The sequence below is a fragment of the Micrococcus sp. 63XJN7_8_ISO-PGPR-S23-253 genome, assembly GCF_056173425.1.
In genome coordinates this window covers 2261296-2278981 of record NZ_CM149673.1, presented here as the reverse complement: position 1 = coordinate 2278981, position 17686 = coordinate 2261296, and the positions used below count along the sequence as shown (strand labels likewise).

19 protein-coding genes are annotated in these 17686 nt (G+C 66.1%); 9 read left to right on the top strand and 10 right to left on the bottom strand.

Translation table 11 applies throughout. The features are described from left to right. The first annotated feature begins 156 nt into the window (after positions 1-156). Together cmtR (AC0VX4_RS10480) and AC0VX4_RS10475 are read left to right on the top strand one after the other, a co-directional pair. Positions 157-516 carry a Cd(II)/Pb(II)-sensing metalloregulatory transcriptional regulator CmtR gene (gene cmtR, locus AC0VX4_RS10480; RefSeq protein WP_475464341.1) on the top strand — a complete coding sequence of 120 codons (360 nt, stop codon included), beginning with the start codon at positions 157-159 and terminating at the stop codon, positions 514-516. Then, positions 513-1115, top strand: coding sequence for a cadmium resistance transporter (locus tag AC0VX4_RS10475; protein ID WP_036381382.1), 603 nt, complete (start codon positions 513-515; stop codon positions 1113-1115). The genes cmtR (AC0VX4_RS10480) and AC0VX4_RS10475 overlap by 4 nt, the downstream gene beginning before the upstream one ends. A gap of 255 nt (positions 1116-1370) precedes the next feature. Here the strand turns inward: AC0VX4_RS10475 and AC0VX4_RS10470 are convergent, their stop codons facing one another. Together AC0VX4_RS10470 and AC0VX4_RS10465 are read right to left on the bottom strand one after the other, a co-directional pair. Next, the gene (locus tag AC0VX4_RS10470) at positions 1371-1598 is read right to left on the bottom strand and encodes a hypothetical protein (RefSeq protein ID WP_051805400.1); all 228 of its coding nucleotides are present in this window, start codon (positions 1596-1598) and stop codon (positions 1371-1373) included. Between the two features lie 399 nt (positions 1599-1997). After that, on the bottom strand, positions 1998-2351 hold the full coding sequence (locus tag AC0VX4_RS10465; protein WP_145033678.1) for an ArsR/SmtB family transcription factor: 354 nt from the start codon (positions 2349-2351) through the stop codon (positions 1998-2000). A 116-nt stretch (positions 2352-2467) separates the two neighbouring features. Between AC0VX4_RS10465 and AC0VX4_RS10460 the strand changes: the two genes are divergently transcribed. The 7 genes from AC0VX4_RS10460 to AC0VX4_RS10430 all read left to right on the top strand — a co-directional run bounded on the left by AC0VX4_RS10460 (position 2468) and on the right by AC0VX4_RS10430 (position 8697). Continuing rightward, complete coding sequence (locus tag AC0VX4_RS10460; RefSeq protein WP_145033681.1) at positions 2468-3871, top strand: FAD-dependent oxidoreductase; 1404 nt, start codon at positions 2468-2470, stop codon at positions 3869-3871. A gap of 5 nt (positions 3872-3876) precedes the next feature. Beyond that, positions 3877-5274 carry an arsenic transporter gene (locus tag AC0VX4_RS10455; protein WP_038569915.1) on the top strand — a complete coding sequence of 466 codons (1398 nt, stop codon included), beginning with the start codon at positions 3877-3879 and terminating at the stop codon, positions 5272-5274. Between the two features lie 20 nt (positions 5275-5294). Next, positions 5295-5711, top strand: a complete 417-nt coding sequence (locus AC0VX4_RS10450) for an arsenate reductase ArsC (protein ID WP_038566165.1) — start codon at positions 5295-5297, stop codon at positions 5709-5711. A 20-nt stretch (positions 5712-5731) separates the two neighbouring features. Continuing rightward, positions 5732-7129, top strand: a complete 1398-nt coding sequence (locus tag AC0VX4_RS10445; RefSeq protein ID WP_038566163.1) for an FAD-dependent oxidoreductase — start codon at positions 5732-5734, stop codon at positions 7127-7129. A 14-nt stretch (positions 7130-7143) separates the two neighbouring features. Then, positions 7144-7539, top strand: a complete 396-nt coding sequence (locus AC0VX4_RS10440) for an arsenate-mycothiol transferase ArsC (protein ID WP_125107085.1) — start codon at positions 7144-7146, stop codon at positions 7537-7539. Positions 7540-7738: 199 nt separating this feature from the next. Beyond that, positions 7739-8098, top strand: coding sequence for a Cd(II)/Pb(II)-sensing metalloregulatory transcriptional regulator CmtR (gene cmtR, locus AC0VX4_RS10435; RefSeq protein ID WP_475464341.1), 360 nt, complete (start codon positions 7739-7741; stop codon positions 8096-8098). Beyond that, positions 8095-8697, top strand: coding sequence for a cadmium resistance transporter (locus AC0VX4_RS10430; RefSeq protein ID WP_036381382.1), 603 nt, complete (start codon positions 8095-8097; stop codon positions 8695-8697). Before cmtR (AC0VX4_RS10435) ends, AC0VX4_RS10430 begins: the two co-directional genes overlap by 4 nt. A gap of 618 nt (positions 8698-9315) precedes the next feature. On the opposite strand, the gene AC0VX4_RS10425 is transcribed toward AC0VX4_RS10430, so the two are convergent. The 8 genes from AC0VX4_RS10425 to AC0VX4_RS10390 form a co-directional block, all read right to left on the bottom strand. Next, a complete protein-coding gene (locus AC0VX4_RS10425; protein WP_036334145.1) occupies positions 9316-9705 on the bottom strand; it encodes a heavy metal-responsive transcriptional regulator in 390 nt (129 codons plus the stop codon). A 122-nt stretch (positions 9706-9827) separates the two neighbouring features. Continuing rightward, positions 9828-11198: a dihydrolipoyl dehydrogenase family protein gene (locus tag AC0VX4_RS10420; RefSeq protein WP_036336637.1), complete on the bottom strand. Its 1371-nt coding sequence runs from the start codon at positions 11196-11198 to the stop codon at positions 9828-9830. 163 nt (positions 11199-11361) lie between these two features. Next, the gene (gene merB / locus AC0VX4_RS10415; RefSeq protein WP_036336638.1) at positions 11362-12024 is read right to left on the bottom strand and encodes an organomercurial lyase MerB; all 663 of its coding nucleotides are present in this window, start codon (positions 12022-12024) and stop codon (positions 11362-11364) included. Positions 12025-12083: 59 nt separating this feature from the next. Continuing rightward, positions 12084-13520: a mercury(II) reductase gene (merA, locus tag AC0VX4_RS10410; protein WP_020624860.1), complete on the bottom strand. Its 1437-nt coding sequence runs from the start codon at positions 13518-13520 to the stop codon at positions 12084-12086. Positions 13521-13632: 112 nt separating this feature from the next. After that, positions 13633-14049: an SUMF1/EgtB/PvdO family nonheme iron enzyme gene (locus AC0VX4_RS10405; RefSeq protein WP_227448837.1), complete on the bottom strand. Its 417-nt coding sequence runs from the start codon at positions 14047-14049 to the stop codon at positions 13633-13635. Positions 14050-14233: 184 nt separating this feature from the next. After that, the gene (locus tag AC0VX4_RS10400; protein ID WP_230955780.1) at positions 14234-16327 is read right to left on the bottom strand and encodes a zinc-ribbon domain-containing protein; all 2094 of its coding nucleotides are present in this window, start codon (positions 16325-16327) and stop codon (positions 14234-14236) included. Between the two features lie 178 nt (positions 16328-16505). Then, on the bottom strand, positions 16506-17351 hold the full coding sequence (locus tag AC0VX4_RS10395) for a TIR domain-containing protein (RefSeq protein ID WP_081091329.1): 846 nt from the start codon (positions 17349-17351) through the stop codon (positions 16506-16508). A 7-nt stretch (positions 17352-17358) separates the two neighbouring features. Beyond that, positions 17359-17658, bottom strand: coding sequence for a hypothetical protein (locus tag AC0VX4_RS10390; protein ID WP_060775691.1), 300 nt, complete (start codon positions 17656-17658; stop codon positions 17359-17361). Positions 17659-17686: the final 28 nt, after the last annotated feature.

Sequence of the window (17686 nt, the reverse complement as noted above, 5' to 3'; positions counted from 1 at the left end):
CCCGCATGACCGCCACCACCGCCGCCCTCGCCCTGGCCCTGTACCTGGCCGGGCTGGCCGCCGCCTTCGGGGCCCGGTCCTGGATCCCCTTACGGGCATGCGATCTGGGCTGACGCCTGTGACCGAGTGTTCAGTTCGCGCTGTATAGTTCAGTCCATGATGACTATTGCTTCGCGTCTCGACGTGATGAACCGCCTGGGTCGTGCACTGGCCGACCCCACTCGATCCCGGATCATCTTGACCCTGCTCGACCATCCCGCTTACCCGGCGGAACTGGCCCGAGATCTGGACCTGACGCGCCCGAACGTGTCCAACCACCTGGCATGCCTGCGCGATTGCGGGATCGTCGTCTCCGAGCCCGAGGGTCGTCGGACACGATATGAGATCGCCGATTCGCACCTGGCGCAGGCGCTGACGGCACTGGTCGATGCCACCCTGGCAGTGGACGAAGACGCCCCGTGCATCGATCCCGCCTGCTCGCTTCCCGGATGCGACGCAGTTGGGGAGGGCGCATGATCCTCACCTCGGTCTTGCAGGCGATGGGCCTGTTCGCAGCGACCAACATCGACGACATCATCGTGCTCTCCCTCTTCTTCGCGCGAGGGGCAGGCCAGCGCGGCACTACCGCCCGCATTCTGGCCGGCCAGTACCTCGGATTCGCCGGCATCCTCGGTGCCGCGGTCCTGGTGACCATCGGCGCCGGAGCATTCCTGCCCTCGGCAGCCATCCCGTACTTCGGTCTCATCCCTCTGGGCCTCGGCCTCTGGGCCGCATGGCAGGCCTGGCGCGGAGACGATGACGACGATGACGACGAGGCCAAGGTTGCCGGCAAGAAGGTCGGCGTGTGGACAGTCGCAGGCGTCACCCTTGCAAACGGCGGCGACAACATCGGCGTCTACACCCCTGTCTTCCTCAGCGTGGAACCTCTCGCAGTAGTCGCCTACTGCATCGTCTTCCTCGCGCTCGTCGCGGTCCTGGTGGCCCTGGCAAAGTTCGTCGCCACCCGCCCCCCGATCGCCGAAGTGCTCGAACGCTGGGAGCACGTCCTCTTCCCCATCGTTCTCATCGGCCTCGGCATCGTGATCCTCGTCAGCGGCGGGGCCTTCGGACTCTGACGTAGCGGCAGCGATCCAAACGGCCCCGACCGGGCGCACCCCTCTCGGTTCAGACCGCGACACCTACCTGCAGCCAGTCCTGCGTGATCGCGGCAACAAGACCGCCACGGAGCGCTGCAAAAACCCCGCCACCAAGCGAACGAAGCCACACCCCAAGGGCACCCACCACGGACTGCGCCAAAAACCTTCGTTTTCGCTACAACATGGAGACAGAGCTCTCCTGGCCGAATGAGGGGCGGCTTTTTGAACCGGTGGTTACTGCTGCCCGCGGCGGGCTCGACGCAGTTCTGCGACGATGCGAGCTCGCTCGGGATCCTTGGCCAGCGTGCGGTCGTCGATGACGTCGATGACGTGCTGGATCAGCGCGACGACCTGCTTGGACAGGAACGCGCTGAGCACGCCGCCGGCGACGGCGATGACGCCAGTCAGGGCAGCAGTACCACCGGAGGCCGTCAGCATGTCCACCGTGTCGGTGATGGGCATGATGCCTCCTTCGGGGTTGGCCAGTTGCGGCCAGAACCCACCCGTCCTCGGGTGGGGGCATGAGGACCGCCGGCGCGCAACGAGGCGTGGCAGCGGATGGCAGGAGCGTCGAGAGCTCCCTGCGAATGCCCGAGTCAGATCAGGGCATAAAAAAGGCCGGTCCTGAGAGGGCCAGCCGGAGACAGCGTCGTGCTGCCTTGAGTGTCAGCGTACAGCGCCTATGCGACACCCGCGAGATTCCCGGGACGCGTGCCGAGCAGCCTCAGGGTAGCGGAGCAGGCGGGCATGAAAAAAGCCGATCCAGAGGACCGGCTGTAGGCGCGCACTATGAACGCAGGACGATTCTGACACGGCCGGCGGACATTCGGCAAGCACTTCGCGCCACCATGTCGCGGTGGACTACTTCGCCGGCGTGGTGATGAGGCCGGCGAGGGTGTCCAGGGCGCCGGGGATGAGGGAGAAGTAGGCCCAGGTGCCGCGCTTTTCGCGGTGGAGGATCCCGGCGTCGACGAGGACCTTGAGGTGGTGCGACACGGTCGGCTGGGACAGGCCGAGCGGTTCCTGCAGGTCGCAGACGCAGGCCTCGGCACCGTCGTGCGCGGCGACCATCGAGATCAGCCGGAGCCGGGCCGGGTCCGCGATCGCCTTGAGCGACTTCGCGAGGACCTCGGCGGACGCCTGGTCCATCGCCTCGGTGGTGACGGGCGAGCAGCACGCGGTGACGTCCTGGATGGGAAGCAGCTCGATCGTCATGGGCTCATCCTCCCACCGACTTCGACGGGCGTCTATATTTGCGTTCATCGATATCGACGTGCTTCGATGTACGGGCCGGCTTTCGGTTCCCGCTCGATCCGTGAAGGACCAGCCTGATGACTCACCTCCTCGCCGTCGGCGGCAGTGACGCCGGCATCGCCGCAGCGCTCCGCGCCCGCGAACTTGACCCGACCACCGATGTGACGGTGGTACTCGCGGACGAGTTCCCGAACTTCTCCATCTGCGGCATCCCGTACTGGGTCTCCGGCGACGTCGCGACGGAAGCGTCCCTCGCGCACCGTACCCGCGCGGACCTCGAAGCCGCCGGCATGACCGTCCGCTCCTCCACCTGGGCCTCCGCCGTCGACGTCGACCGCCGCCGCCTCACCGTCACCGGCGCTGCCGGGGAAGAGCAGATCTCCTACGACGAGCTGCTGATCGGCACCGGCGCCGAGCCCGTGCGCCCGGCCGGGGTCCCGTTCGGGGAATCTGGCATCCACCTGCTGCACTCCATGACTGATGCGGAGCAGGTGGTCGCTGCCCTCGAGCTGCTGCCGGCGGGGAGCCGGGTGGCGGTCGTCGGTGCTGGCTACATCGGCCTGGAGATGACCGAAGGGCTCGTCGCGCGCGGGTTCGAGACGACGCTGATTCAGCGTGGCCCGGAAGTGCTCTCCACCCTCGACCCGGAGCTCGGGTCCCTCGTCACCGCCGAGGTCCGCAGCCATGGCGCGGCCGTCCTGACCGGGTCGACCGTCACCGGGATCGCCCCGACAGGCGGTGGGCAGTGGCGCGTCGCCACCAGGTCGACGTCCGGTGACGCGGAGGGCACGTTCGCCCTCGTCGTGGTCTGCGTCGGCGTCCATCCCGTCACGGATCTCGCGGTCGCCGCTGGGGCACGGCTCGGTCAGGCCGGCGCGATCGTCGTCGACGAATCGATGCGGACCGGGGTGCCGCATGTGTGGGCTGCCGGTGACTGCGTCGTGACGCACCACCGGCTCCTCGGCACCACGTGGTTGCCGCTCGGGACGACAGCGCACAAGCAGGGCCGCGTCGCCGCGGAAAACATGCTCGGCGGCAGCAAGGTTTTCGCGGGCTCGGTGGGGACGCAGGTGGTGAAGGTGTTCGATCTCGTCGCCGCCCGCACCGGCCTCCGCCAGCACGAGACCGGCCCTCTGGAGGTGTCTCCGTTGACGCGGGTGACGGTGGCGGATGACCACAAGCGGTACTACCCGGGCGCGGTCCCGCTGACGATCAGCGTCACCGGCGACCAGAGCACCGGTCGGCTCCTCGGTGCGCAGATCGTCGGGCAGCGCTCGGCAGAGATCAGCAAGCGCATCGACACGTTCGCCACTGCCCTCCACGCGGAGCTCACCGTGGACGACGTCATCGACCTCGACCTCTCCTACACGCCGCCGCTCGGGTCCCCGTGGGACGCCGTGCAGGTCGCCGCGCAGGGCTGGGAACGCGCCGCCGCCGCAGCGAACCAGGCTGCAGTGAACCAGGCTGCGGTGATCGGCTGATGGTGATGGCTGTGGTGGCTGCGGCGATCTTCGTCGCGACGCTCGTGGTGGTGATCTGGCAGCCCAAGGGGTTCCCGATCGGCTACACCGCGCTCATCGGCGCCGTCATCGCCCTCGCCACCACCGTCGTCGGCCTCTCCGACATCCCGACAGTGGTCGGGATCGTGTGGAACGCGACACTGACGTTCGTCGCGGTGGTGCTGATCTCGTTGATCCTCGACGAGGCCGGGTTCTTCGAGTGGGCAGCCCTCCACGTTGCCCGCTGGGGCCGCGGCAACGGACGGCTGCTGTTCGTCCTCATCGTCGGCCTCGGTGCCGTCATCGCGGCCGTGTTCGCCAACGACGGGGCCGCACTGATCCTCACCCCGATCGTCGTCGGGATGCTCCGGGCCCTGAACATGCCGCAGAAGGCAGCGCTCGGGTTCATCCTCGCCACCGGGTTCATCGCCGACACCGGCAGCCTGCCGCTGGTGGTGTCAAACCTGGTCAACATCGTCTCCGCCGACTACTTCCACCTCGGCTTCGCCGAGTACGCCGCCGTCATGATCCCCGTCGGCATCGTCTCCGTCCTCGCCTCCCTCGGCATGCTGCTGCTCTACTTCGGCAAGAGCATCCCGAAGCGGTACGACGTCCTCGCCCTCACCAGCCCCACCGCCGCGATCACGGACCGGGCGACGTTCCGCGCCGGTTGGGTCGTCCTCGCCCTGCTGCTCGTCGGCTACTTCGCCGCCGACCCACTCGGTGTGCCGCTCGCGGCCGTCGCTGGTGTCGGGGCGGTCGTGATCGTGCTCGTTGCCGCCCGGCAGCCCGCGTTCCTCTTCGCCCGCGCCCAGGCCGCACCGGTCCTGGTCACCACCGGCGGCACCGCCACCGTCGGTGCCGCCGGTGGCGGTGCGGGTGCGCCGTCGGGGCGGGTGATTCCGGTGTGGAAGACGATCCGGGAGGCGCCGTGGCAGATCGTGCTGTTCTCCATCGGCATGTACCTCGTCGTCTACGGCCTGCAGAACCAGGGCCTCACTGACCACCTCGCGAAGCTGTTCGACGTGTTCGGAGACCACGGGGTGCTCGTCACGGCGCTCGGCGTCGGGTTCACCATCGCGATCCTCGCGTCCCTGATGAACAACATGCCCACCGTCCTCATCGCCGCCCTCGCCATCGGCGGAGCCGGAGCGACCGGGCTCACCCACGAGGTGATGGTCTACGCCAACGTCATCGGCTCCGACCTCGGCCCGAAGATCACCCCCATCGGCTCCCTCGCGACCCTGCTGTGGTTGCACGTGCTGGAGAAGAAGGGCATCCACATCGGGTGGGGGCAGTACTTCCGCACCGGCATCGTCCTCACCGTCCCCGTCCTCGCCGTCACCCTCGCCGCCCTCGCCGGCTGGCTCACCCTCATCCGCTGAACCCGGAAAGACACACACCCATGAGTGACAAGCCCACGATCCTGTTCGTCTGCGTCCACAACGCGGGACGCTCCCAGATGGCCGCCGGCTACGCGCAGGCACTCGGCGGCGACCGCGTCGAGGTCCTCTCCGCCGGCAGTGCGCCGAAGGACCAGATCAACCCGATCGCGATCCAGGCGATGGCCGAAGACGGCATCGACATCGCCGGCAACCAGCCGAAGATCCTCACCACCGACGCCGTCCGCGACTCCGACGCCGTCATCACCATGGGGTGCGGCGACGCGTGCCCGATCTTCCCGGGCAAGCGGTACGAGGACTGGGAACTCACCGATCCCGCCGGCCGCGGCATCGAGGACGTCCGCCCCATCCGCGACGACGTCAAGCACCGCGTCCAGACGCTCCTCGCCGAGCTGCTGCCCACCGAAGCAACCGCGTAACGACCAGGAAGCCGCAGACCATGACGCTTACCCTCACCGTCCCACCCCGGACCGACGCGGACCGCCTCACCGGGCTGCCCGTCGCGGTCATCGGTGCCGGCCCCGTCGGGCTCGCTGCCGCCGCGCACCTCCTCGAGCGCGGCCTCGACGTCGTCGTCTACGAAGCTGGCCCGACGGTTGGGACGAGCGTCCGCGCGTGGGGACACACGCGCCTGTTCTCCCCGTGGCAGTACGTCATCGACCCTGCCGCGCAGCGTCTCCTGGAAGCCACCGGCTGGGAAGCGCCTCGAGCGGCGTCGTTGCCCACTGGCCAGGACCTCGTCGACACGTACCTGGCGCCCCTGGCTGCGACCCCGCAGCTCGCACCGGTGATCCGCTACGGCACCCGGGTGGAGGCGGTGTCACGGCAGGGCATGGACCGCACCCGCTCCACCGGCCGCGCCGACACCCCCTTCCTGCTCCGCCTCCACACCGCCGACGGCGTCACGGACATCACCGCGCGTGCGGTCGTCGACACCTCCGGCACCTACACATCACCGAACCCCCTCACTGCCGCTGGGCTCGCACCCGCCGCGGACCTCGGCGACCGCGTCGTCCACGCACTGCCTGACGTCCTCGGCGCCGACCGGGCCCGGTTCTCGGGGAAGCGGGTCCTCGTCGTTGGTGCCGGCCACTCTGCGGCGAACACGCTCATCAAGCTCGCCAGCCTCGCCAAGACCGCGCCGGGTACCGAAGTGCTGTGGGCTGTCCGAAACGCCGGCACCGCCCGGCTCGGCGCCGACGCAGCCGACGGCCTCGCGGCCAGGGGTCAGCTCGGGTCCACCGTCCACGGCCTCGTCGAGTCCGGTCAGCTGCAGCAGATCGCCTCGTACGAGATCGACGACGTCCGCGCCGACGGCGACCAGGTCACCGTCACCGGCCGGCGCGCGGGAGAGCCGTTCGCGGTCACTGTCGACGTCATCGTGAACGCCACCGGATTCCGGCCCGACCTCGACATGCTCCGCGAGATCCGCCTCGGCCTCGACGACATCGTCGAAGCACCCCGAGCCCTCGCACCACTGATCGACCCGAACCTGCACTCCTGCGGCTCCGTTCCCCCGCACGGTGTCGCCGAGTTGGCGCACCCGGAGCCGAACTTCTTCATCGCCGGCATGAAGTCCTACGGCCGCGCGCCCACGTTCCTGCTCCTCACCGGCTACGAGCAGGTCCGCTCCATCGCCGCCGAACTCGCCGGCGACCACACCGCAGCCCGACAGCTCGAACTCGTCCTCCCCGAAACGGGTGTCTGCTCCACCGACATCGGCGGCAGCTCCTGCTGCACCACCCCGCCCGCCACCGCCACTCCTGCCGCTGAGGACGCTGCCTGCTGCACTCCGCTTGATTCGGCTACCGGCAACACCTCGTGCTGCACCAACTGACCGGACTTGCATCCATGACCACGAAGCCCACTGTCCTGTTCATCTGCAAGCACAACGCCGGCCGCTCACAACTCGGCGCAGCACTCCTCGAACTCGCCGCACCCGACCGATACACGGCCACCTCCGCCGGCATCACCCCGGCCGACGAGGTGAACCCCTCGATCGCCGCGACCGTAGGCGAACTCGGCCTCGACATCACCGCACGCATGCCGCGGCGCGTGACGCCCGACCTGCTCGAACACGCGGACATCGTCGTCCTCATGAAGCCCGGACTCGAACTCCCCGCAGAACCTGGCGGCACGGTCCTGGAGTGGTCGTTCCCCGACCCCAACTCCTGGTCACCGGAAGACGTGCGACCAATGCGGGACGCCATCGCAGAACGCATCGAACGAGAGCTCCTGCAGCCGTAGCGACCGGGCTACCCGACACGAAGCGAAGCCAGAAGGACGACACAGAGCGAAGCTGTTCACATGCGTACATGACGATCCCTCACAAGAAGTCGTCGAGGACTGAGCTCGCTCGACGTACGGTGAAGGATCCCCTTACGGGCATGCGATCTGGGCTGACGCCTGTGACCGAGTGTTCAGTTCGCGCTGTATAGTTCAGTCCATGATGACTATTGCTTCGCGTCTCGACGTGATGAACCGCCTGGGTCGTGCACTGGCCGACCCCACTCGATCCCGGATCATCTTGACCCTGCTCGACCATCCCGCTTACCCGGCGGAACTGGCCCGAGATCTGGACCTGACGCGCCCGAACGTGTCCAACCACCTGGCATGCCTGCGCGATTGCGGGATCGTCGTCTCCGAGCCCGAGGGTCGTCGGACACGATATGAGATCGCCGATTCGCACCTGGCGCAGGCGCTGACGGCACTGGTCGATGCCACCCTGGCAGTGGACGAAGACGCCCCGTGCATCGATCCCGCCTGCTCGCTTCCCGGATGCGACGCAGTTGGGGAGGGCGCATGATCCTCACCTCGGTCTTGCAGGCGATGGGCCTGTTCGCAGCGACCAACATCGACGACATCATCGTGCTCTCCCTCTTCTTCGCGCGAGGGGCAGGCCAGCGCGGCACTACCGCCCGCATTCTGGCCGGCCAGTACCTCGGATTCGCCGGCATCCTCGGTGCCGCGGTCCTGGTGACCATCGGCGCCGGAGCATTCCTGCCCTCGGCAGCCATCCCGTACTTCGGTCTCATCCCTCTGGGCCTCGGCCTCTGGGCCGCATGGCAGGCCTGGCGCGGAGACGATGACGACGATGACGACGAGGCCAAGGTTGCCGGCAAGAAGGTCGGCGTGTGGACAGTCGCAGGCGTCACCCTTGCCAACGGCGGCGACAACATCGGCGTCTACACCCCTGTCTTCCTCAGCGTGGAACCTCTCGCAGTAGTCGCCTACTGCATCGTCTTCCTCGCGCTCGTCGCGGTCCTGGTGGCCCTGGCAAAGTTCGTCGCCACCCGCCCCCCGATCGCCGAAGTGCTCGAACGCTGGGAGCACGTCCTCTTCCCCATCGTTCTCATCGGCCTCGGCATCGTGATCCTCGTCAGCGGCGGGGCCTTCGGACTCTGACGTAGCGGCAGCGATCCAAACGGCCCCGACCGGGCGCACCCCTCTCGGTTCAGACCGCGACACCTACCTGCAGCCAGTCCTGCGTGATCGCGGCAACAAGACCGCCACGGAGCGCTGCAAAAACCCCGCCACCAAGCGAACGAAGCCACAGGGCAGGGCGTGTAAAGGGGTATACCCCTTTACACTCCCCGCCCGCCCACGAGACCATCACGTCAGAGAGGGTGTGAATCGCAGCGCTAAATGGCGTGGTTTTTGTAACGCTTTAAGGCCTGCTAATCAGGTGGGTGATCGGATCTGAGCTTTCCGCAGACGACAGGTTCTACGTCCGGCTGACGGCGGGTTTCATAGGCACCCCTGGCGCAACAAACGTTTTGTCGTGAAATCCTAGACCCCGCCCTAGAGGGCCTGTGGTTGAAGAGTCGGTCTTACGATGGACAATGGTCCAAACCAGCGACACCAGTGCGCACTGTTCGTGCTGTGGGCGGCGTCTGCCGTTGAGCAGGTTGCACGCGTTGGCGGATGGCGCGGCTTACGTCTGCCGGCGGTGCGGCTTATGGATTGCGGTCCGTCGTCGCTGAGTGATTCCGTTGAAACGTCTGGTTGTGGATGTGCCGATGATCAAAGGTAGCTACAGATGACTTCGGCATTGCACTGAGCGGGGTCGCCGGCCGCCGCGGTTCCGTGAAGGCCGGCAACGGTTTCTCTGAGCGCGGTGAGTTCGGCGATGTGCCTGTCCAGGTTCGTCAGGTGCTCGGCAAGCTGATCACGCACGTGGCCGCACGGCGCCGTGCCAGCATCCCGGATTTGGAGGATGTCGAGGATTTCGGCCAGAGTGAGGCCGGCAACTTGGCTGCGCCGGATGAATTCAAGCCTGACGATCGTGTCCTCTGGATAGTCGCGGTAGCCGTTGGTGGCTCGGTCGGCCTGCGGCAGGAGCCCTCGCTCCTCGTAAAACCTCAAGGCCTTGGTCGTCACGCCGGAGGCCGCCGCTACTTCACCGATACGCATGCTTCACCTCGTTCTCGAAAGACTCCGTAATCTTCCATTTTGCTGGAAGATCACGAAGGTGATGGGGGTCTTTGTGGTGTGCCAATTCCTTCGTGCTCCCGCCTGTACGTTTCTCGACCCGGTTAGGGGGTGAGGTCGAGTTGTTCGAGGGCGACCTGGTAGGCCTCGTGGTAGGTCGGGAATTGGGCGACCTGGTCCAGGAGCGTGTCGATCGGCAGTTGCGTGCGGATGGCGAGGGAGGCGTGGTGGATCCACTCTCCGGCCATGGGGCCGACGGCCCAGGCTCCGATGAGGATCTTCCGGTCGGCGTCGGCGAGTAGGCCGAGGTGCCCGCGGGGGTCCTGCTCGTAGGTCCAGGGTCGGGCGATGGCGTCGGCGAGGTCCAGTTCCGTGGCGATGGTGCGGATGCCCTGCTTCGTTGCCTGTTCCTGGGTTAGTCCGGCGCCGGCGATTTCGGGGTCGGTGAATACGACACGCGGTATGCCGTCGTAGGTGGCCGGGTGGGGTCGGCCGAGGATGGCGTCGGCGGCGATCCGGCCTTGGTACTTCGCGACGTGGGTGAAAGGCATGATGCCGGTGACGTCGCCGATGGCCCACGTGTTTTCGCCGGCGCGGCAGTGGTCGTCGATCTGGATTTCTCCGTGGTCGCCGAGGGTTACGCCAGCGTGTTCGAAGCCGAGTCCTTCGGTGCGTGGTGTGCGGCCGGTACCGAAGATCACGACGTCTGCTGCCACCTCACCGGCTGGATCGCCGTCGCGTGTCTGAAGCTCGATGATGCTGTCGGCTCCCTCGCGCCGCGCCTGGACGGCGGAGGTGGCCAGCCGGATGTCGATGCCGGCCTCCTGCAGGTACTGGTGGGCAAGTTCCCCCACCCGGGGCCCTTCGCGGTCCAGTAACCTCTCGCCGCAGTGGATCAGGGTGATGGCCACTCCGAAGCGGGCCAGGAACGTCGCGGTTTCCACGCCGACGGCGCTGCCGCCGATGATGACCGCCCGCTCGGGGAGCGTGCTGGTGGTGTAGGTTTCACGGTTCGTCCAGGCCGTGATCTGGTCGATGCCGTCCAACGGTGGGATCACGGCGTCGGAGCCGGTGGCGATAATGATGTGCTCGGCTGTGATCTCGCGGTCTCCAGCCTGGATCCGGCCCGGTCCGGTAATCCGAGCTTCGTCCTTGATCACCACGGCGCCCTCTTTGATGTACCCGTCGACCTGTGCCTGGTCATCGAGGTTCCGGATCATGTAGTCCCGGTACTTTGCAGTGGCAGCCCAGTCCAGTTCGGCGCCGGAGACACCGGCGGCCCGTTGAACTTCCGTGCGCGCTTCCGGCGGCCGCAGGACGGTCTTGGAAGGGATACACGCCCAGTAGGCGCATTCCCCGCCGATTAGTTCCCGCTCGAAGACCACGACGTTCTTCCCGGCTTTCAGAAGCCGGTCGGCCGCGACCTCCCCGCCTGGGCCCAGACCGAGGACGGCAACATCGAAATGTTCACTCATGAGAATTTCTCCTTCAGATTCAGCGGATCTTTCCCGGCTCTTTCCGGTCCTTCGTCAACATCTCGCACCGGCCCCGGCCCGCCTCCTGCACCGGTACTGAACCCGTGCAAGCCCTCCAGTTGCCAGTGGTGGTCCGGCGGGTAGTGGTGGGTGGTCGGTTGGTTCAGCAGGCGCAGCTTTGGACGCCGTTGCTTACCTGGTCGGTGGCGGGTCCTGGTGTGTGGGTGAGCATCTTCTCAGCCATGGAGGATCCGAGTTCGTAGGCCTCTTTGACAGGCATGATGGTGCCGCCGGGGTGGGTTTCGAGCCAGGGCGCTGCGTCGTCGGGTGAGGCGAAGAAGTGGACCTGGTTGCAGAACGATGAGCGGACGGAGCTGATGTCCTCCGGGTTCACCAGGGACACCACGGCGGTGGCCGGCTCCACGCTGGTGACACCCATCGCTGTGACAGCCACCCGTACCGGGGTGCCTGTGGCCTGATGTGAGGATTCGATACGCGCGGATGCGCCCAGCAGGGTCGGGAAGATCAGGGTGTCCAGCGCGCACCAGGTGTAGAGTTGCTCACCGTTTACCTCGAACCGGTGCTGCGTGGGGCGCTGCGTCAGGCCCTGCCCGATGATCCGCCCGGACCCGTCGTACTCCGTGTCGCCCATCGCCTTGAGGGCAGTGCGGACTTCCTCCCCGGCACGGCCGGTCGCCGCGGCGAGGTCGCTCACGTCGACCGGGTCGCCCAGGGCGAGGAGTTTCAGTAGGGGCATCCACAGCCAGGGCTCCATCCCCGTCTCGTTGGACGCAAGCCGGTCAGTGACCTCGCTGATGTTGTTCATCGCGGTCGTTCCTTTCAAGGCATGGTGTGTCAGTGTTCGGCGATCGGTGGTTCAGGTGTTCAGGCGGCGCAGCAGGAAAGTTTGGAGACATCCGTCTTGAAGGACTGGGCAACGATCTTGATGCCCTCGGCCATGGTCAGGTACGGGCTCCAGAGGTTCGCGACCTGATCGACGGTCATCCCGGCCTGCAGGATGTACACGCCTGTTGCAGCGAGGTCGCCGGCTTCCTTCGCGACGGCGGTGATACCGACGATCCTGCCGGTGTCGGCGTCTGCGACCATCTTGATGAATCCGCGGGTGTCCCGGTTCACCACGGCGCGGGGTATGTATTCCAGCGGTACAACCCGGCATTCGCACCTGATCCCGGCGTCTCTTGCCTGCTTGTCGGTCATGCCGACAACCGCGAGGTTAGGGCTGGTGAACGTGACGCGGGGCAGGTGGCTGTAGTCCACGGCGCGGCCGGCGTCGCTGAAGGCGTTGTCGACCATCAGGGTGCCGTGGGATGCGGCGACGTACACGTATTCGGGGTGCCCGGTCACGTCCCCCGCAGCCCAAACGCGTGGGTTAGAGCTCACCAGGGTGTCCTCGACGACGACTTCCCCCTTGTCCCCGGTCTTCACGCTCACCCCGGCCAGGTTTAGCCCGTCGGTGACCGGGCGCCGACCCGTGGCGATGAGGACCTTGGAGGCCCGGAGGGTTTCGCGCCCGCCGGCGATGTCGGCCTGGGCGGCAATGCCGCCGTCCGTGTCCTGGGTGATGGAGGAGACGGTGGAGCGGCGGATGACCCGGATGCCCTCGTTGGCGAAGACGCTCATCAATGCCCTGGATGCTTCGGGTTCCTCACCCGATGCCAGGCGAGAGCGCACCAGCATGGTGACCTTCGAGCCGAGGCGGGCGAAGAGTTGGGCCTGTTCCAGGGCGACGTACCCGCCGCCGATGACCAGCAAGGACTCGGGTACCTCGTCGAGTTCCATGGCCGTGGTCGATGTCAGGTAATCGACCGTGTCCAGACCATTGATCGGTGCGGCCCACGGGGTGGAGCCGGTCGCGACCAGATAGTGGGCGGCCGTGATCGTCTCCCTGGTCCCGTCCTGCGCGGTGACCTCCAGCGCAGGGTCCGCGGCGGTGCCGGTGAATACAGCATTGCCGTGGCGCAGCTCCCACCCGTAGTCCGCGACGAGGTCCACGTACTTATCGGAGCGCACGTTCTCCACCAAGGCGCGCTTTCCCGCGATGAGTGCTTCCATGTCCACGGGTCCCGCGGTGGCGGTGAGGCCGGGGAACCTGCCGGCGTCCTGGGCGGTGTGGCGTGCCTCGGCTGCGGCGAGCAGAGCCTTGGAGGGGATGCATCCGGTGTTCACGCAGGTCCCGCCCACGGTCCCGCGTTCGATCATGACGACCCGTTTGTCGAGGTTCGTTGCCCTGATCGCGGCAGCGAACGCGCCACCACCGGAACCGATGATCGCCAGATCGAAATGCGGTACTGCCTCGTTCATGCGAATCTCCCTACACTGCCATCGGGCACCGGTTCATTGCGTGACGGCAGAAGCTGATGGCTGGTTTTCCAGTGGTTGATCTTCAGTCTGCACCTTCCCCTACGGGGGAAGGTCAAGGGTTCTCTGAACGGACGACGGGCTGGGGGCCCTCGAGGTGGTCGAGGCCGGTCCAGGCGATGTCTTCAAGCGGCCCGTAGGCGGGCGAGGTCGTTCCGGCGCGGCAGGCGTACTCCCACTCGGCCTCGGTGGGCAATCGGTACCCGTCAGCGCTCGTGTTCCAGGTAACGGAGCGTCCGTCCCCAGCACGCGTGTAGGCCGGCTGCAGCTCTTCGGCATTGGATAGCTCGTTGCAGAGGTTGATGGTCTCGAACCATGTCAGAGGCGTGAGCGGGCGTCCGGTGCTCCGGTCATGGAGGGGGTGCACTGCCATCTCGAAGGGCTCCAGTTCCACATCCCGTGTGGTCCCGCGGCGGGCGTCGCGCAGGGTGATTTTTCCCGAAGACAGGGTGGCCATGGAGGGCTGGTTCATGGTGTCAGCGTCGCACACGGGCTGACTGGAGAACTATGACCCCTAGTCGATTGTAGAGATGCAGCCAAGATTTCACACGACACGCGGTGGACACTTCCGACATCCGGTGAGGAACCCTGAGGTGTGAAAAGTAAGTGCGCCCGTCTCCACCTCCAGAGTTTCCAAGGGTGGGCGGGCCGAGGTGTCACGCGGAGTCGGGGGAGTCCGGGCCTGCGTCGCCGTGAACCTCGGACGATGGGCGTTTGGATGTGCGGTTATAGACAGATGACTCCCACTCCTGCCCACCGGGACTTCGCCACCACACCCGCTTATGCGAACCGGGTCTGACGTCATGGGGCGTCAACGGCGCGTTTCGGGTCGGGTGCCACTGCGCGGCCAGGTCCGGGCGGAGGTCTGCCAATGACAGCCCAGGCTGGGGGCGGGATCGTGCTGCTCCGGCGCGCGCTTTCCCGCAGTCCGGGCAGCCAAGGGTCTGACGTCGAGTTCGCTGCCCGACGACAGCCTCCCATTCGGCACCGCAGAGACTGCAGAGCCACCACGCGGATGCGTTCCGCGCATTCGCCACGTCCGCCGGTGTCAGGCCGCCATTCTTGGATGGATGCCACTCAGCTGCGATGGCGGGGCTCAGCTCCGCCAGTGAGCGTCCGGGCTTCGGACGAGGCGGTGGGGCGAACGGATCCCTCTTCGGTCGATCCACGTGGTGGGCGCGGGTCTCCCGTTCTGCCTCCTCGACGGCTCGGGCGGTGCCGCCGTCGACGTAGGTCTCCAGACGCAATCTGAGTTCGTCGAGGTGGGCGTGAATCGGGTGATCGGTGGGAGCAGCTGCTGCTTCCTCGAGAAGGCTGGTCATCACACGGACGGTCATGGGGTAGACGGCGGGGTCGCCGTTCTCGCAGGGGACATCGTGAGGGCCGGTCAGCGGCAGCGGGTTCTGTCTGACGCGGACGGTGACCCATCCCGCTTCTACCAGCGCCTGCGTCTTGGCTAGGTCTCGCTCGAAGGTGTCCATGTGCCAGTGGTTGCCGTCGTACTCGACGGCGATCTTCAATTCGGGGCACAGCACATCGACCCGAAAGTCCTTGTCCGCAGTCTGCACGTGCCCGTCTCCGACCACGGCGGCGGGGAGCAAGTGCGCGAGCTCGAACTGCAGGGCGATCTCCGGGCGGGAGCGTCGCCAGCCGGCCCCGCACTCCGGGCAGCCTGTGCCCAGTGCGACGCGGGATGCGACAGTTGTTCGCCATGAGTGGCCCTGGGTGCAGCTCCACCAGAAGCGACGCTGCACGCCCGTCGTCACATCGGCTGGTGTCAGGGATCCGTTGCGTTCGTGATCCCATTCGGCGGCCACCAGGGGTGCCTTCGTTGCGAGGTCGTTGCCGTAGCCGATCTTCTGACCTGAGCAATAGGGACACCCTCTGCCCAAGTAGGCGCGGTTGGCGATGCGGCTTTCGTACTCATGTCCAGCGGAGCAGATCCACCAGACAGTCGCTGATGTCCCGGGCTTCACATCTCTCGGGGTTCGCGGGGCGTTCTTGGTGGGGTGCCACTCTAATGCGAGGTCGGGGCGTTGGACTTCCAAAGAGGTCTCTGCAGTTGCCAGTCGACCGGAGCAGTAGGGGCAGCCGGCGCCGCCCTTGCTCAGCCGCCCGGCAGGGGAGATCTCCCATTCGTGGCCGGCAGGACATTGCCACCACCTCGGGACGTTGGAGAAGGCAGCGACCTCATCCGGTTGCAGAGTGCCGTTGCGTGTGGGGTGCCACGAGGCCGCGACGTCTGGGGCGACCGCTGTCAGTTCACGGCCGGGCAGGGGGACAGACCGGGTCTTGGAAGACTTCTCTGCTGCGCACCGGGGGCACCCAGCCCGGAGAACCGTTCGGTTGCGGATGTTGGCCTGCCACGCGTGATCGGCCGCCCGACACCGCCACCAGACCTTCTTCTCCGAACCTGCCACGACGGCCGGCGGTCCCTCGTTGAGCTCCTGATCCCACTCTGCGGCCAGATCGGGAAACAGAACATCGAGACGGTTGGTTACGGAGGGCCGCTTGCCCGCACAGAAGGGGCAGCCGCCACGCTTGGACATGCGGATGCTGTTGGCCTGCGCCTCCCAGGTGTGGTCCGGGCCGGCCTTGCACGACCAGGTGAACTTCTTGTTCGAGCCAGCGGCGACTTCCTCCGGAGGCAGCGGGTTGCTCGCCGCGTAGCGCTCGCGCATATGAGGGACGTCCGCGATGGTCAGCCGCTTGCCGCCCCTTGGGGATGGAGGTGTCGTCGTGTGGGCCACGACTCAAAACCTACTTGCCGTCGGTTCCGCGTTCTCGGCGGTCGAGTATCAGCTGGATGTGGTCCGGTGCTACTCGTACACAGCGTGGGGGGCAGAAGGTTCGTTGCAGGAGGACAAGTCCGAAAAAATTCCGATCGCTGTTCATGGACGCTGAGAGTTTAGGATAGTCTCGACGAATTTAGAGTGCTTTGTCGAGTGAAACATCAATTCCAGCGGCCTTAAGCTCTCGGGCTAGCTCGATCTGCCACCCCTCGCCCTCTATTGAAATATAGGCAACGCCGGAGAAGTCGGTGGGGATCTCCACTGAAGGATGGTTGAGAGCGGCAACCCGGTCGCGTCCGAGAATTCCAATGAATAGCCCAAGTTCGAACACAACATTTTGCCGAGCCCTGGCTCGATTATTCTCAGATTCTCGAGGTTTCCCCTCGTCATCGGGTGTCAGTAGCACAACGGCAAATGCTGCCTGTTGTGCGTGGGAAAGGAGTTTGCCGAGCAGGTCTTGGCCTCGGTTTGGCTGGTTTGCCAGAACTATGATGTCGCGGTCTGTGACGGTTGACAGGAAGTGGCGAACGGTCTCACGCCGAGCGAGGTCATGGCCGTGCACCAAAAAGATGGGCGCATCTGCTGCCGGCTGTGACGGCGACGGGGTCATCGGGGTGTATTGATACACGTCTAGCCGATCTTCAATAGAGTCAAGAACTCGAATCTTCTCTCTGATGTCAGTTACTACTTCAGGTAGCCGATCCCAGGGAATGGTAGTAGATGCTACTTTGAGGTCCAGGAGTGCGGCAGCGGTGGCCGTGAACTCTCCCTTAGGGCTAGGGGTGAGAGTGCCGGAGACTTTGAAGCCATTCTCGAGAACTGCAGATGTCTTGCTTTCCCAAGACAGATATCTGCTTCGAAACACCGCAAGCCCGCCACTTTCTTTGGGCGTGGCGTTCAATATTGCCTCACCGTCAGCCTTGGCGGCGGCAAGTTGAATGCGAAGCTCGCTAGCGGGGCGGGAGAGTTCTACGGATCCCATGGGTGATTCAACCCTCCTCAATTACCGCATCTAGCCAGCCCTTGAGGGCGGCAAGATGAGCGTAGGCTTTGGCCCCGTCTCTGGCCGCCTCCATGATCGCATGAGCGCCAACGCCAGAGGCTTTTACCGGGGGTGCCAGGCGCTCCAACTCCGCCTTCAGACCCTCAGGGACGGAAGACGCAACCTCGTCCCGAAGCGCGTTGTAGGTGAGGGGCAATCCGTGCGCGGACTCCTCGGGGACTGCCGAGAGGGCACTGGATACGGCGCTTCTGAGGCGCTTCAACTTGGCGACGTCAACTTCAGTCATGACCACAGTCTCTACCAGATTTCGGGGC